Raw genomic sequence first — 15513 nt, 5'->3', positions numbered from 1 at the left:
GGACGGTGGCCCGACTCGTCCTCTACAGTCCCTCCCAGTAAGGCAAGCCTGACCAAAGGAAGATGACGTGGGGACCTCGGAGGCCGGGGCGGCGAAAGACCCCCGCGCGGTACTGCTGCTGCTCGCGCTGTCCGGCGCGGCGCTGCTCACGCTGTGCGCCCTGTCGATGGCGTTCGGCGCGCTCAGCGTTCCCCTCGACCAGGTGTGGCACACGCTCCTCGGTGACGCTCCCAGCGCCCGTGTGGACACCGTGATCTGGTCCGTACGGCTGCCCCGCACCCTCCTCGGCCTCGCCACCGGGGCCGCGCTGGGCCTGTCGGGCGCGCTGATGCAGGCCCTGACCCGCAACCCGCTCGCGGATCCTGGCATCCTCGGTGTGAGCGCGGGCGCCGCCTTCGCCGTCGTCCTCTCGGTGGGGATCCTCGGCATCGGCTCCGTCCACGGCTACATCTGGTTCGCGTTCGCGGGCGCGTTCGCCGCGAGCGTTTTCGTCTACTTCCTGGGAGGGCTCGGACGGTCGGGAACGACGCCGGTGAAACTCGCCCTGGCCGGCGTCGCCGTGACCTCGCTGCTGTTCTCGCTGACCAGTGCCGTCGCCCTGACCGACCCGGACGCCCTGAACCGCTACCGCTTCTGGTCCGCGGGCTCCCTGGCCGACCAGAACGACGAAGTCCTCCTGCGCGTCCTGCCGTTCCTCGCCGTGGGTGCCGTCCTCGCGCTGGCCTGCGCGCCCGCCCTCAACAGCCTCGCGCTCGGCGACGACGTCGCCAAGTCCCTCGGGCTCCGGCTCGGACTCGTCCGCATCCAGGGCGTGGTGGCGGTCACCCTGCTCACGGGCGGAGCCGTCGCCGTCATCGGGCCGGTCGTCTTCGTCGGACTGGTCGTCCCCCACATCGCCCGCGTCCTCGCCCAGTACGCCGGCATCGGCCCCGACCACCGCTGGCTGCTGCCCCTGTCGGCCGTGCTCGCCCCCTGCCTGCTGCTGGCCGCCGACATCGCGGGGCGGCTGCTCGCCCGACCGGTCGAGATCCAGGCCGGCGTCCTGGTCGCCTTCATCGGCGGCCCGTTCTTCATCGCGCTGGTACGCCGCCGACGCCTCGCGGAGCTGTGAGCCATGACGAACCCGACGCACGGAGCGGTGAGCCCATGACGACCGACCTCGCGCCCGTACCGGGCCGCAAGGACGCCGCGGACCGTGCGGCCTCCCGCCGCACGGCCGGCCGGGTCGCCTTCCGACTCGCCTTTCCGCCGGTTTCCGGCGTGCTGCGACCCCGGCTGGTTGCCGTGTGCGTGGTGCTCGCGGCCGCCGCCTTCGCACTGTTCCTCGTGGAAACCTCCGTCGGGGACATCTCGCTCCCGCTGACGGACGTGGTGCGGTCCCTGGTCGGCGCGGGCGACCCGGCCACCGAGCTCATCGTCCACGAGCTGCGCCTGCCCCGTGCCCTCGCGGGTCTGCTCGTCGGCATCGCGTTCGGCATCTCGGGCGCCCTGCTGCAGACGATGACGCGCAACCCGCTCGCCAGCCCCGACATGATGGGCATCACGCAGGGCGCGGGCGCCGCCGTGGTCACCGGCATCGTCCTCGGCTGGGACGGAGGCCTGAGCACCCAGGCGCTCGGGCTGCTCGGCGCGCTCGCGGCGGCGCTGCTGGTCTATCTGCTGGCCTGGAAGAAGGGCGCGACCGGCTACCGGATCGTCCTCGTGGGCGTCGGCATCGCCTGGATCTGCACGAGTGTCACCGACTACCTCATGGCCCGCGGTGAGCGCTTCCAGGCACAGGCCGCGCTGGGCTGGCTGGTCGGCAACCTCAACGGCCGTACCTGGCAGCAGATCACCCCGCTGGCCGTGATCATGGCCGTGCTGGTGCCGGTGGCGCTGCTGCTCGGGCGGGTGACGCGGACCCTGGAGCTCGGGGACGACGTCGCCCGGGGCCTGGGGACGCGCGTGCAGACCGTGCGGGTGGCGCTGCTGCTCGCCGCCGTGGGGCTGGTGGCCTTCGGGACGGCGACCGCCGGGCCCGTCGCGTTCGTGGCGCTGGCCGCTCCCCAGGTCGCCCAGCGTCTGGCCGGTACGGCTTTCCCGCCGCCCGTGGGCGCCGGGCTGACCGGGGCCGTGATGGTTCTCGGATCCGATCTCGTCGCACGGAAGCTCCTGACGGACACCGAGCTTCCGGTGGGGATCGTCACGGGTGTGCTCGGCGCGCCCGTACTGCTGTGGCTGCTCGTCCGCGCCAACCGCGCCGGTTCAGGAGGCTGACAACGTGTCGAAGACGAACCCCGCGCCGGGCGGCGGCGCCGGCCTGCGCGCCGAGGGACTGCGGCTGGCGTACGACGACCGGATCGTCGTCGAGGACCTCGATCTCGCCGTTCCCACCGGCAGGATCACCGTGATCGTCGGCGCCAACGCGTGCGGCAAGTCCACGCTGCTGCGCGCGCTGGCCCGGCTGCTGACGCCCAAGTCCGGTGCCGTACACCTCGACGGGCGCTCGATCCACGCGATCCCCACCCGGGCCCTGGCCCAGCGGCTCGGCATTCTGCCGCAGTCTCCCGTGGCACCCGAGGGACTGACCGTCATCGACCTGGTGGGGCGCGGCCGTTCGCCGCACCAGACGTGGTGGCGGCAGTGGTCGTCCGCGGACGAGGAAGCCGTGCACGACGCGCTGCGGGCCACGGCGATGACCGGACTCGCGCACCGGGCCGTCGACGAACTCTCCGGCGGACAGCGGCAGCGGGCCTGGATCGCCATGGCGGTCGCCCAGGGCACACCGGTGATGCTGCTGGACGAGCCGACGACCTACCTGGACCTCGCCCACCAGATCGACGTTCTCGACCTGGTCACCGACCTCAACCGGCACCAGGGCCGCACGGTCGTGATGGTGCTGCACGACCTCAACCAGGCGTGCCGGTACGCGGACCACATCGTCGCCATGAAGGCGGGCCGCGTCGTGGCCGAGGGTACCCCCGACGAGGTCATCAACGCCGCGACGGTGGAGGAGGTCTTCGGGCTGAGGTGCGTGGTCGGCGCGGACCCGGTCAGCGGAACGCCGATGGTCGTGCCCATGGGCCGGCACCACGAGGGCGCCGGCGCGGCCGCCGTGGCCGTTCCGGACGCCATCGGGTGACCCGGAGGGGGCAACGCCCCAACGGGCCGGACCTTACGGACGGGCCGTCAGATAGCCGCCCATGGTGCGGAAGTAGTCGGTGGCGGCGTACTCGGTGCCGTCCTCGGTGCGCACCCGCTCGACCACCAGTCCGGGCAGCCGCCCGGAACGTGCGTCGGCGCCGGCCACGATGACGACGCCGTCGCCCTCGCGGATGAAGATCCGGCCCGGCGTGCCGCCGTAACGGCCCTCCGAGACCGCCGCCTCGACGATCCGCAGCCGCTCGCCGCGGTGGTACGTGAAGGCGTTCGGATACGGGTCCGACTGGGCCCGCACGAGCCGCTCCAGGTCCTCGGCGGGCCAGGTCCAGTCGATGCGGCTGTCCTCCAGGGACCGCTTGTGGAAGAAGCTCGACCTGGAGCGGTCCTGCGGTGTCCACACGGCCTCGCCCGAGGCGATGAGGTCGAGGGATTCCCTGACGATCGGGCCGATGACGTCGACCGTGCGGTGGAACAGGTCCGTCGCCGTGTCGGTGGCACCGACGGGGACCGAACGCTGCATCAGGATGTCGCCCATGTCGAGGTCGGCGTCCATGCGGTGAGCGGTGACGCCGACCTGCTTCTCGCCGTTGACGAGCGCCCAGATGAGCGGAGAGAAGCCCGCGTAGGAGGGCAGCAGCGAGTCGTGGATGTTGAGTGTGCCGTGCGGTGGGAGGTCGTAGATCTCCGGGGGCAGCCACGTACGCCAGTTGTTCGCCACGATGAGGTCCGGCTGGGCCTCCTTGAGCGCGCGCAGCAGTTCCTCGTCCCCCGGCCGGTTGCGCAACAGCACCGGCACGCCGTGCTTTTCGGCCAGGTCGGCAACCGAGTCGTTCCAGATCCTTTCGTACACGTGGTCGCTCTCCGGATGGGTGACGACCAGGACCACTTCGTGCTCGGAGTCCAGCAGAGCTTGCAGCGTCCGGTGTCCCCAGGTCTGGTAGCCGAACATGACGACCCGCATCCAAGCCTCCTCAGCCATTGCTAGGTAAGGCTAACCTTATCTAGCATGTGCCTGCTGAGGGGAGCCTGTGTTCCTTCATGGAGAACACTGCGGCTTCCCCACTACAGGAGGCGATGACGCGGTGACGACGCTGCAGACTGGGCCGGAATCCATCTACGACGTACTGGGCATCGGTTTTGGCCCGTCCAACCTCGCACTCGCCATCGCGGTCCACGAACAGGGCGCGACCTCATCCGCCGGAGCCGGGCTGCACGCCGGATTCCTGGAACGCCAGCCGCGGTTCGGCTGGCACCGCGGCATGCTCATCGACGACGCCACCATGCAAGTGTCCTTCCTCAAGGACCTGGTGACGATGCGTGACCCCACCAGCGACTTCACCTTCCTGAACTATCTGCGCGAGCAGGGAAGGCTGGTCGACTTCCTCAACCAGAAGACGCTCTTCCCCCTGCGCATCGAGTTTCACGACTACTTCGAGTGGGCGGCCGCCCGCGTCGACCACCTCGTCGAGTACTCCGCGGAAGTGGTCTTCGTGAGGCCCGTCGCCGAGGACGGCGAGGTCCGCTGGTTCGACGTCACCACTCGCGATCCCGCCACCCCGGAGCTGCGGACGGTGCGCCGGACCCGCGCCGTCTGCGTGGCCACCGGCCTGGAGCCGCACCTGCCGCCCGGTGCCGAGCTGTCGGACCGGGTCTGGCACAACAGCGAGCTGCTCCCGCGCGTGGACCACCTCCTGCGCTCGGAGACACCGGTGCGCCGTGCCGTGGTGCTCGGCGCCGGCCAGAGCGCCGCCGAGGCGGTCGAGTACCTCCACCGCCGCTTCCCCGGCGCCGAGATCTGCTCGGTGTTCGCCAAGTACGGTTACACACCGGCCGACGACAGCCCGTTCGCCAACCGGATCTTCGACCCCGAGGCCGTCGACGTGTTCTACTCCGCGTCCTCCGAGGTCAAGCAGTCACTGATCGACTACCACCGCAGCACCAACTACTCCGTGGTCGACATGGACTTGATCGAGTCCCTCTCGCGGACGATGTACCAGGAGAAGGTCCGGGGCACACAGCGGCTGCGGATGATGAACGTCTCCCGGATCCGCGAGGTCGTCTCCCAGGCGGACGGCGTCCAGGTGACGGTGGAGTTCCTGCCCACGGGGGAACGCGAGACACTCGACGCCGACGTGCTCGTCTTCGCGACCGGCTACCAGCCCAGGGGAATCAGCGACCACCTCGGCGAGATCGCCAAGCTCTGCCTGCGCGACGAGGAGGACCAGCTCCGCGTCGGACGGGACCACCGCGTGGAAACCGCCCCGAACGTCACCGCGGGCATCTACCTCCAGGGCGGCACCGAGCACACCCACGGCCTCACCTCGACGCTGCTGTCCACCACCGCCGTCCGAGCCGGAGAGATCCGCTCCTCGCTCCTCGCGCACCGCTCGGCACCCGTCGCGAAGGCGAGCGGCCTCCGCGGGTAGGAACGACACGTGCTCGCGGCCACCACGGTGGCCGCCGTCCTCCGGCTCTCTCCCGACGAGTCGTACGGGCGCGTGAGGTCGTGACGGCGGGCGGGCGGGCGGGCGGCCAACTCGTCGTCGTGTCCGTGGTGATCGGCTGGGCCGTGCGCCACACCGCCGTCCTGATCGGGTTCCTGTTCCTCGTGCCCGCCGTGGCGACCCGTACCGCCGGAGGGCGCATCACCGCCGAGGCACCCGGTGGTGGGCGGCCCTGCCCATCGCACTCCCCGTGGCACCGGTCGTGGCCGCCCCGTCCCTGGGCCTCCCGGAGCGCGACGCCCACCTCGAAGTCGCCCGCGGCGCCGCCTCGGACGCGCTCCTGCCGGCGCTGGACCGGACCCGCACCGTCGCCCTGGTCACCCTGCCGGGTGCCTTCGCCGGCTTGCTCCTGGCCGGCGCCTCCCCCGTGCAGGCGGGCGCCGTCCAGGTCCTCGTCCTCATCGCCCTGCTCGCCGTCGAGGCCCTGTCCGTGGCCCTGACCGTCGAACTCGTCGCCCGCCGCCGGCTCCATCGCACGGGCGTGCCGGCGGGGCGGGCTCGCGGCGGGGAATGACCGGTGCGGCCGGCCACGCCGACCGCACCGCGTGCTCAGCCGCCGCTCTTGCGCCGGAACGACCGCTGGCTCGCCGCCGGACCGTGCGCCGCACGCACCTTCGACGCATCGGAGTTGACGGCGCCGGCGGCGGCGTCCGCCTGTGCACTGCGCTTGCGGGCCAGGGCTTCGCGGAACTTGCGCTTGAGGTCGTAAGTGCCGTCGGCGTCCGGCACGACAGGGGACGTCTCGGGAGCGGCCGGCTCCGAACCTTCCGTGGATGCGTGATCTGCGGTCATGGTGACCTCCTGGGTTCGGTGGGGCGGGCAGGCACAGCTTGTCATGCCGGGCGCGCTGCGGGGCGCCGACGCCGTCGTCCCGCTCCGTCCGGCCGCGCTCCCCGGGCAGCGCCGCTCAGCCGTTGCGACGGATCCGGGCGGCCCTGCGGGCCTCGGCGAGCTTGCGGGCCTCGCCGGCCTTCCGGGACGTGCCGCCGGCGCCGCGGGAGGTGTCCTTGCTGGTGCCGAGGCCGCGGAAGGGAGCGTGGGTGTTCTTGGGGCGTGGGGCGGGGGGCCCGCCGCCGAGCGGGGTGCCGGAGGGAGCCCTGGCGCCGGTGATCCGGCTCAGCTCCGCCTCGCCCGAGCGCACCTTGGTGACCGTCGCGTCGACACCGGCCTCGGCCAGCATGCGACCGGTCTCGCGGCGCCCGCCCGCCGTCACGAGGGTGACCACGCTGCCCGGCTCGCCGGCACGGGCGGTGCGGCCGGCCCGGTGCACATAGTCCTTGGGGTCGGTGGGCGGGTCGACGTTGACCACGAGATCGAGGTCGTCGACGTGCAGGCCACGGGCAGCGACGTCGGTTGCCACCAGAACGGTGAGCCGACCGTTCCTGAACTCCGCCAGGGTCCGTGTGCGCTGTGGCTGGGACTTTCCACTGTGCAGGGCCCCGGCGTGCACTCCACTGGCCCGCAGATGCCGGGTGAGCCGGTCGACGGCGTGCTTGGTGTCGAGGAACAGCAGTACGCGGCCGTCGCGGGCGGCGATCTCCGTGACGACGGCGTAGCGGTCGGGGCCGTGGACGACCAGAACGTGGTGTTCCATCGTCGTGACCGTGCCCGCGGACCGGTCGACCGAGTGCACCACGGGGTCGCGGAGGTGGCGGCGGACCAGCTGATCGACGTCGCGGTCCAAAGTGGCCGAGAACAGCATCCGCTGACCGTCGCTACGCACCTGGTCGAGCACGTCGGCAACCTGCGGCAGAAATCCCAGGTCGCACATACGGTCCGCCTCGTCCAGCACGGTGATCCTCACCCGTGCCAGGCGGCAGGCGTTGCGCTCGACCAGGTCGTGCAGGCGTCCGGGGGTGGCGACGACCACCTCGGCTCCCTGGCGCAGCGCGGCGGTCTGCCGGCCGATCGACATGCCGCCGACCACGGTGGCCATGCGCAGCCGCAGGGCCTCGGCGTACGGCGCCAGCGCCTCGGTGACCTGTTGGGCCAGCTCCCGGGTGGGCACGAGGATCAGGGCGAGAGGCTGCTTCGGCTCGGCGCGGCGTCCGGCCGTACGTGTCAGCAGCGGCAGTCCGAAAGCGAGCGTCTTGCCCGATCCGGTGCGCCCGCGTCCCAGTACGTCACGTCCCCGAAGGGCGTCGGGGAGCGTGGCGGCCTGGATCGGGAAGGGCTCGCGCACCCCGTGTCCGTCCAGGGCCCGCAGCACCTCCAGCGGCAGGCCCAGACCGGCGAAGGAGTCGGCCGGGGGCAGTGCCGGTGTCGTGGGCCCTGGACCGCCGTGAGCCGTGCCGGAGTCATCGGGATGCTTCATGAACAGCCTTCCGCAGGGAAACGTACCGAGGAAGGCCCGGCAGGAGGGAGCAGGAGGGAACGGCCCGCGCACGGGCGGGACCGAAACAGACAGCATCGCCCACCGCGACGACCACGCAAAAGCATGACGGTATCACGGCAAGACGTCGCCTCGCACATCGCCGCACGCCGAGCCCGTTCAGGCGCCGGGGCTCCTGAGGGCCGACGCGAGGGAGCTGATGGCCGCGGGGTTGCGGGGGCTCTCGACGAGGTCGGCGTAGTCGAGAACGACGATCCGGTCGTGTTTGACGGCGGAGACGTTCGCGAGTGGCTCGTAGGACATGAGGAACCTGCGCTTCTGTTCCGCGGTGGTGTCCCCGTAGTCGTTGATCACGATGACCTCGGGGTCGCGGGCGACGACCGTCTCCCAGCCGACGGTGGTCCAGCTGTCCCGGAGGTCCTTCATGATGTGGTCCCCGCCGGCCTTGGTGATGATGTCGTGGGGCCCGGCGAAGGCACCGGACGTGAACGGCTTGTCCTGGCCGCTGTCGTAGAGGAACACCCGCGGCCGGGCGGCGCCCCTGGGTGCCTTCGCCTGTGCCGCGGCGACCTGCTCGCGGAACGAGCCGATGAGGGTTTCGGCCCGTGCCTCGACGTCGAAGATCCTGCCCAGGTTCCGCAGGTCCGTGTAGAGCGCGTCGAGCGGTGGCATCACACCGCGGGCCGAGCCCCGTCCGTTGCGGCACGACTCGCTGAGCAGGTAGGAGTCGATGCCCAGGCGTCGCAGCGCGGCGGGCGTGAAGCCCTCGCCCTCGTTGAAGCCGTAGTTCCAGCCGGCGAAGACCAGGTCGGCGCGGGCGTCCAGGACCAGTTCCTTGGTGATCCGTTCCTTCGAGAGCCACGTGGCCTTCCGGTAGCCGTCCTTCCACGGCACCTTCGTGAGATCACCCTTGTCGTCGGGCATGACGTATCCCGCCATGTGGTCCTCGAGGCCGAGGGCGAACATGATCTCGGTGATGCCCACGTCGTTGGTGACCACCCTCCGCGGGGCCCTCTCGAAGGTCTTCGTCTCACCGCAGTTCTCGACCGTGACCGGATAGTGGTCGCCGGACGCCCGGTCGCCGCCCGTCTTCCCGTCGTCCGACGGGACGTCCGCCCCGCATCCGGTGACGGCCAGGAAGAGGGCGAGGGCGAGGACGGCGGGACGTGCGCGGTTCGGCATGGGGTGAGGACTCCTTCGAAGGCGGACCGGAGAGGCGGGTCACGGTGACGGCAGACGGTCGAAGAGGAGCTGGACCGCGGCTGTTTCGGGGTGGGGGACGCGGTGCGCCCGGACGCCGAAGACATCGGCCAGCAGGGCGGGCGTGAGGACGTCGTGGGGGGCGCCGGAGGCGACGATCCGGCCGCCGTCGACGACGTACAGGAGGTCGCAGTGGAGCGCGGCGAGGTTGAGGTCGTGCAGCGCGGCGAGCACGGTCGGCCCGCTCGCGCCGATCAGGCTCAGGATGTCCAACTGCTGTGCGATGTCGAGGTGGTTGGTTGGCTCGTCCAGCACCAGGACGCGCGGTTGCTGGGCGAGCGCCCGGGCGATCAGGACCCGTTGCTTCTCACCGCCGGAGAGGGTGAGGAAGCCCCGGTCGGCCAGGTGGCCGGTGCCGGTGGCCTCCAGTGCGGCGGCGCACGCGCGCCGGTCCTCGTCGGATGCCCGGGCCAGCGCGCTCTGGTGCGGCAGTCTGCCCATGGCCACGACCTCGGCAGCCGTGAAGTCGAACTCCGCGGTCGCTTCCTGCGGAAGGGCGGCGAGCCGGCGGGCGCTCTCACGGGCGGTCATGGCCGACAGGTCGTCGCCCCCGAGACGCACCGTACCGGCGGTCGGGCGCAGGGCCCGGTAGACGCAGCGCAACACGGTGGACTTGCCGCTGCCGTTGGGCCCGACGAGACCCACGAACCGGCCGCTGTCCGCCCGCAGTGAGATGTCCTCCACCACGCGGGCGCCGGAGATCTCCACGGTGACCGCGTCGATGTCGACCCGCATCACACGCCTCCGAACGTGTAGGTGCGGCGGCGCATGAGGAGCAGGAAGCACGGCACGCCGATCGCGGCCGTCAGTACGCCCAGCGGCAGTTCGGCGGGGGCGAGCACCACACGCGACAGGATGTCGACCCAGATCAGCAGCACGGCTCCGGCGAGGGGGGCGACGGCCAGCAGCCGGCGGTGATCCGCCCCGACCAGCATCCGGGCGGCGTGCGGAACCATCAGTCCCACGAAGCCGATCGCCCCGCTGACCGCGACGACGGCCCCGGTCACGGCGGCGGTCGTGAGGAAGAGTTCCTTGCGCAGCCGCCCGGGGTCCACCCCCAGCGCCGCGGCGGTCTCGTCCCCCGTCGCCAGGGCGTTGAGGCGCCGTGCCGAGAAGCCGAGGTGGACGAGGCCGCCGAGCACCGCGCCCGCGGCGATCGGTACGGAGGACCAGCTCGCACCGCCCAGACTGCCGAGCAGCCACATCATCGCCGACCGGGCCGCTTCACCGTGCTCGGCGGCGAACACCATGAACGTGGTCACGGCCGAGAAGCCGTAGTACAGCGCGGTGCCGGTCAGCACCAGCCGGAGCGGTGTCAGCCCCCGTGGGGTACGGGCGATGGCGTACACCAGCGTCATGGCGGCGAGCGCGGAGACGAACGCCGCCGTGGACAGCGCCCACACTCCGAGTGCGCCGAAGGCGCCGAAGATGAGCACGGCGTTGGCCCCCACCCCCGCGCCGGAGGAGATGCCGAGGACGAACGGGTCGGCGAGCGCGTTGCGGACCATGGCCTGGACGGCGACGCCGACGGCGGCCAGACCGGCGCCGACGACCGCGGCGAGCACGGCACGCGGGAAGCGCAGTTCCCACACGATGGTGTACGAGGAGACCTCGTCCGGGGTGATGGCGCCGCCGGTCAGGCCCGCCCGGAGGTGGTGCAGTGTCTCGCCCCACGAGAGCCCCGACGCCCCGATGCCCGCGCCGCAGGCCAGGGAGACGGGGAGCGCGGCGCACAGGCCGAGCACGAGCAGCGGCAACGGGACCCGCCGGGGTGGCGGGGGCCCGCCGCTCGGACTGCGGCGCGGTGCGGCGGGCAGGGGGTCGCGGAGCGTGGCCACCGGCGGTTCGCTTTCGCCTCGGGCCGTGCACCTGCGGTCGGGAAGGAGCGGCTCCGGGCGCCGGGCGCCGTGGCCAGCGCCCTCTCGCAGTCCACGGCGATCGACAGGAGCTTCACCACCGCGGGTGATCGGGCTCACGGATCGCTGTACGGCAATCCGCCTACCGTTGCGGGTCAGCGCCGGACTTCGACCGGACTTCCCCCGCGGGGCACTTGCAGCTTAGCGCCTGACCCACGCCGCCGGTCCACGGGGACGGCACGGTGCCGGGTCAGGTGCTCGCGCCGGTCGACGCCTCCCGGTTCACGGCCGGTTCGGCCGGTTCCGGCACTGCGGTGGGACCGGCCGGCGGCGGGGGGTCGCCGGGGTCCGGTTCGGCGTCCCCGCCGAGGAAGCCGCCCGACTGGTGCTGCCACAGCTTGGCGTAGGCGCCGTCCGCGGCGAGCAGTTCCTCGTGCGTGCCCTGTTCGACGACGCGTCCCCGGTCGAGGACGACGAGGCGGTCCATGCCGGCGACGGTGCTCAGGCGGTGGGCGACCACCAGGGCGGTGCGTCCGTCCATCAGCCGCCACAGGGCGTCCTGGACGAGGAGTTCGCTCTCCGAGTCCAGCGCGCTGGTCGCCTCGTCGAGCAGCAGGATCGGGGCGTCGCGCAGGATGGCCCTGGCGAGGGCGACGCGCTGGCGCTGGCCGCCCGAGAGTTTCACCCCCCGCTCCCCCACCAGGGTGGCGAAGCCGTCGGGGAGCCGGCCGGCGAACTCCGTGACATGGGCGGCCTCGGCCGCCGCGTGGATCTCCGCGTCGGTGGCGCCGGGCCGCGCGAAGGCGATGTTGTCCCGCAGGCTCCGGTGGAACATGGCGGGTTCCTGCGGGACGTAGGCGATCAGCGAGCGCAGGTCGGCCTGGCGCAGCCGGCTGATGTCCTGACCGCCGATCAGGACGCGTCCGGCGTCGATGTCCGACATCCGCAGCAGGAGCCGGGTGAGGGTGGTCTTGCCTCCGCCGGACCGGCCGACCAGGCCGATCCGCGCGCCTGCGGGCACGTCCAGGTCGAGGCCGTCGAAGATCGGCTCCGCACCGGCGTGGGCGAACGTCACGGCCTCGAAGCGGACGCCGGTGTCCCGTGGTGTCAGCGGTTCGGGGTCCGGTGGGTCGAGCACGGTGGGCGGGTCCAGCAGCAGTTCGGTGAACTGGGCGGCCTCGGTCATCGAGCTCTCCAGCCGCCGGTAGATCTGGTTGAACTCGAACATGATCTGGGTGGCGTTGGAGTAGTAGGTGAACGCCACCACGATCTCCTCCACCCCCTGTCCCTGCCCTCCGAAGGCGATGGCCACCAGCAGGCCCAGCACGTTGGTCAGTACGGACATGGGGGCGATGAGGGTGTCGACGCGCAGATTGCCGTAGTCCCACGACTTCAGCATCAGGCGCCGGGAGTCCGCGACGCGGCTGCGGTGCTCCTCGGCCTCCCGCCGCTCGGCGGCGAACGCCCGGATGGTCTCCATGTTGGTGAGGCTGTCGGCGACATGGCCGGAGACCCGGGCGATCGCCGCCTCGCGTTCGTTGACGAGCGCCTGGCGGCGGCGGACGAGAGGCGCGGCGGCCACCACGGTCACGGCGATCATCAGCAGCAGGCCGACGACGAGCATCGGTGCGTAGCTCCAGAGGACCACGGCGCCGAACACCAGGGGCACGAGGCTGCCCACGATCCGGTACGTCAGCGTGTCGACGAAGTCCTCGAAGCGCTTGCCGAAGCTCAGCACCCGTTTGGTCAGCGAGCCGGCGAAGTTCTCGTGGAAGAACGCGGCGTCCTTGGCGAGGAGTTCGTCCATGCCGCTGACGTACAGGTGCTCCATGCCGAGGGCGTCCACCCGGTTCAGGCAGTGCAGTCCGATCCGCCACAAGGCCTCGGCGAGCAGCAGAACCGCGCCGAAGCCCAGCACGTACGGCAGTGCGGAAGCGAGGGTGAGGCCGCCGTCGTCGGCGGCCTGCCCCGCCAGTTTGGCGATCAGCAGAGGGGCCACGTAGCGGATGCCGATGTTGCCCACGGCCGGCAGAAGCAGCGCGGGCAGGGCCAGCCTGCGCAGTCGGAACATCTCCTGGCCGTAGCGGCGCAGCGCGAGAACGACCGCGCTCCTGCCCGGCGTCGGCCTGTGTGCATCTGTGGTCGCCATCACACTCCCGGGGTCGGAATCCGGAAGTCTGCCGCGGGAGGACGATCCCGGTCCAGGCATTTACCGCGGATGGGCGACAACCGGACACTTCCCCCGTACGCTTCCCACGTCAGTCGGCAGGATGGCCGCATGGGCCCTGAAACGGACCAGGTGCTCGAAGGAGTGGGGCCGCGACTGCGTGCGCTGCGGCGCCATCGTGGCCTCACCCTCGCCGACCTGGCGATGACGACCGGTGTGTCGGGGAGCACGCTGTCCCGGCTGGAGAGCGGGCAGCGCCGGGCGACCCTGGAGTTGCTGCTGCCGCCGGCCCGTACCTACAACGTCCCGCTGGACGACCTGGTCGGTGTCCCGCGCACCGGCGATCCCCGCATCCATCTGACGCCGATCCGGAGGTTCGGGATGACGTTCGTGCCGCTGTCCCGGCGGCCGGGCGGGGTGCAGGCGTTCAAGGTGATCATTCCTGCCCGGCCGGAGCCGCCTTGACGCTTGCCGCCCGGCGAGGCAGCCGAGTTCGACACGTCCCTGCCGCACTGGCTGGGCAGCGCGGACGGCGGTGCGGTCGAACTCCCCGTCCTGTTCGACCCGCAGGGCATGCGCACCCATATCCATGCCGACCCGCACCGGGCCTCCGGCGGCGGAGGAAGGCCATGAACCCGGCGGGCGGCGGCGTCATCCCCCGCTGCGGGTCAGGGTCTTCAGCGCGGGGATCACCGCGCGCAGGTCGTCGCCCCGGACCGACGTGGTCGCACGGGCGCCGGCGGCGGGCGGGGCGTTGAAGGCGATGCCGAGGCCGACGGACTCGAAGAGGGGGCCGTCGGTGGCGCAGGCGCCCACCGCTGCGCAGTCCTCAGGGGTGACGCCGAGTTCGTCCGCCCGCCGACGGGCGAACTCGCTCTCGTCCGTGAGCACGGTCGTGTCGCCGGTCTTGCCCGTGAAGCGGCCGTGCGACGTCTGAAGCGGGCAGCCGAAGTAGGAGTGGGCGCCGAACCGGTCGGCGAGGTGTGCGCCGACCGGGGTCCAGGTGAGGCTGGAGATGACCGGAACCAGACCGTTGCCCCAGCACCAGCGGGTCGTCTCGGCGACGCCCGGGAGCATGGGCAGGCCCGTGAGCTGCGTGTGCAGGGCGCCCTCGGCGATCCCCGCCCAGCGCGCCGCGTCGGTCTCCCCGGTTTCATGCAGGCTCGACGGACCGCTCAGGCCGAGGCGCTCCTCGAGCAGGCGGGAAAGGCTGCCTCCCCGGACCAGGACGCAGTCCAAAGAGAAGAACACGGCGGCGGTGTGAGCAGACATGAGTCTTCGACTATGCCACCCGTGAGGGGGCTCACACCAGAGATGTGAGTGATCCTTCACGACCGGTCACACCGTGCTACCTCTAGGGATCTCCTCGTGTGTCGGGCGCGAGCATGGATGCCGCCGTCATCCGCCGTGCGCCGTCTTCCCGGCCGTCAGGAGAGTCATGTCCCGTCGACTGTTCACCTCGGAGTCCGTGACCGAGGGTCACCCCGACAAGATCGCTGACCAGATCAGCGACACCGTCCTCGATGCGCTGCTTCGTGAGGACCCGGCCTCCCGGGTCGCCGTCGAGACCCTGATCACCACCGGCCTGGTGCACGTGGCCGGCGAGGTCACCACCCAGGCGTACGCGGACATCGCGACGCTGGTGCGGGAGAAGATCCTGGAGATCGGCTACGACTCCTCGAGGAAGGGCTTCGACGGTGCTTCGTGCGGGGTGTCGGTGTCGATCGGCGCGCAGTCCCCGGACATCGCGCAGGGCGTGGACACCGGCGGTGCCGGTGACCAGGGTCTGATGTTCGGCTACGCGACGGACGAGACGCCGACGCTGATGCCGCTGCCGATCCACCTGGCGCACCGGCTGTCGAAGCGCCTGTCCGACGTGCGCAAGGACGGGACCGTCCCCTATCTGCGTCCCGACGGCAAGACGCAGGTCACCGTCGAGTACGACGGCGACAAGGCGGTCCGTCTGGACACCGTGGTCGTCTCCTCGCAGCACGCGAGCGACATCGACCTGGGCTCGCTGCTGGTCCCGGACATCCAGGAGCACGTCGTCGTCCCCGTGCTCAAGGAGCTGGCCGACGAGGGGATCAGGCTCGCGACGGACGGTCACCGGCTGCTGGTGAACCCCACCGGCCGGTTCGAGATCGGCGGCCCGATGGGCGACGCGGGCCTGACCGGCCGGAAGATCATCATCGACACCTACGGCGGTATGGCCCGCCACGGCGGCGGCGCGTTCTCCGGCAAGGACCCCTCCAA

The 15513-nt window shown here is 71.6% G+C and carries 13 protein-coding genes, 2 pseudogenes and 1 riboswitch; of the genes and pseudogenes, 7 read left to right on the top strand and 8 right to left on the bottom strand.

The genetic code is table 11. The features are described 5' to 3' along the window. Positions 1-67 precede the first annotated feature (67 nt). From ACZ44S_RS36285 to ACZ44S_RS36275, 3 genes are read left to right on the top strand one after another with little or no spacing between them, the layout of a single operon-like run. Positions 68-1111 carry a FecCD family ABC transporter permease gene (locus ACZ44S_RS36285; RefSeq protein ID WP_466937137.1) on the top strand — a complete coding sequence of 348 codons (1044 nt, stop codon included), beginning with the start codon at positions 68-70 and terminating at the stop codon, positions 1109-1111. 35 nt (positions 1112-1146) lie between these two features. Then, entirely contained in the window at positions 1147-2256 is a 1110-nt protein-coding gene (locus tag ACZ44S_RS36280) for a FecCD family ABC transporter permease (RefSeq protein WP_466937135.1), read from the top strand. A gap of 4 nt (positions 2257-2260) precedes the next feature. Further along, positions 2261-3121, top strand: coding sequence for an ABC transporter ATP-binding protein (locus tag ACZ44S_RS36275; protein ID WP_466937133.1), 861 nt, complete (start codon positions 2261-2263; stop codon positions 3119-3121). Between the two features lie 33 nt (positions 3122-3154). Here ACZ44S_RS36275 and ACZ44S_RS36270 read toward each other — a convergent pair whose 3' ends face one another. Continuing rightward, positions 3155-4102: a methionyl-tRNA formyltransferase gene (locus tag ACZ44S_RS36270; protein ID WP_466937180.1), complete on the bottom strand. Its 948-nt coding sequence runs from the start codon at positions 4100-4102 to the stop codon at positions 3155-3157. A 121-nt stretch (positions 4103-4223) separates the two neighbouring features. Between ACZ44S_RS36270 and ACZ44S_RS36265 the strand changes: the two genes are divergently transcribed. Then, positions 4224-5567, top strand: a complete 1344-nt coding sequence (locus tag ACZ44S_RS36265; protein ID WP_466937131.1) for a lysine N(6)-hydroxylase/L-ornithine N(5)-oxygenase family protein — start codon at positions 4224-4226, stop codon at positions 5565-5567. Between the two features lie 77 nt (positions 5568-5644). Continuing rightward, a pseudogene (locus ACZ44S_RS36260) lies at positions 5645-6159 on the top strand (ABC transporter permease); the annotation flags it as partial. Positions 6160-6194: 35 nt separating this feature from the next. Here the strand turns inward: ACZ44S_RS36260 and ACZ44S_RS36255 are convergent. From ACZ44S_RS36255 to ACZ44S_RS36230, 6 genes are all read right to left on the bottom strand, one after another. Then, positions 6195-6437 (bottom strand): DUF5302 domain-containing protein, encoded by a 243-nt coding sequence (locus ACZ44S_RS36255; RefSeq protein WP_466937129.1) that lies wholly within the window; start codon positions 6435-6437, stop codon positions 6195-6197. 115 nt (positions 6438-6552) lie between these two features. Next, entirely contained in the window at positions 6553-7959 is a 1407-nt protein-coding gene (locus ACZ44S_RS36250) for a DEAD/DEAH box helicase (protein ID WP_466937127.1), read from the bottom strand. Positions 7960-8136: 177 nt separating this feature from the next. After that, positions 8137-9159 (bottom strand): ABC transporter substrate-binding protein, encoded by a 1023-nt coding sequence (locus tag ACZ44S_RS36245; RefSeq protein WP_466937125.1) that lies wholly within the window; start codon positions 9157-9159, stop codon positions 8137-8139. Between the two features lie 39 nt (positions 9160-9198). Beyond that, complete coding sequence (locus ACZ44S_RS36240; RefSeq protein WP_466937123.1) at positions 9199-9972, bottom strand: ABC transporter ATP-binding protein; 774 nt, start codon at positions 9970-9972, stop codon at positions 9199-9201. Next, positions 9972-11075 carry a FecCD family ABC transporter permease gene (locus tag ACZ44S_RS36235; RefSeq protein WP_466937121.1) on the bottom strand — a complete coding sequence of 368 codons (1104 nt, stop codon included), beginning with the start codon at positions 11073-11075 and terminating at the stop codon, positions 9972-9974. The genes ACZ44S_RS36240 and ACZ44S_RS36235 overlap by 1 nt, the downstream gene beginning before the upstream one ends. A gap of 120 nt (positions 11076-11195) precedes the next feature. Beyond that, positions 11196-11306: riboswitch (cobalamin riboswitch) on the bottom strand. A 37-nt stretch (positions 11307-11343) separates the two neighbouring features. Next, positions 11344-13242 carry an ABC transporter ATP-binding protein gene (locus tag ACZ44S_RS36230; RefSeq protein WP_466937119.1) on the bottom strand — a complete coding sequence of 633 codons (1899 nt, stop codon included), beginning with the start codon at positions 13240-13242 and terminating at the stop codon, positions 11344-11346. 129 nt (positions 13243-13371) lie between these two features. Here ACZ44S_RS36230 and ACZ44S_RS36225 point away from each other — a divergent pair. Then, a pseudogene (locus tag ACZ44S_RS36225) lies at positions 13372-13893 on the top strand (helix-turn-helix domain-containing protein). Between the two features lie 18 nt (positions 13894-13911). Here ACZ44S_RS36225 and ACZ44S_RS36220 read toward each other — a convergent pair. Next, entirely contained in the window at positions 13912-14532 is a 621-nt protein-coding gene (locus ACZ44S_RS36220) for an HAD family hydrolase (RefSeq protein WP_466937117.1), read from the bottom strand. Positions 14533-14698: 166 nt separating this feature from the next. Here ACZ44S_RS36220 and metK point away from each other — a divergent pair. Further along, on the top strand, positions 14699-15513 hold an 815-nt coding region (gene metK, locus ACZ44S_RS36215; protein WP_466937115.1), incomplete at its 3' end, for a methionine adenosyltransferase.

Source organism: Streptomyces malachitofuscus, from assembly GCF_055571035.1.
This window is presented reverse-complemented; position numbering and strand designations above follow the sequence as displayed.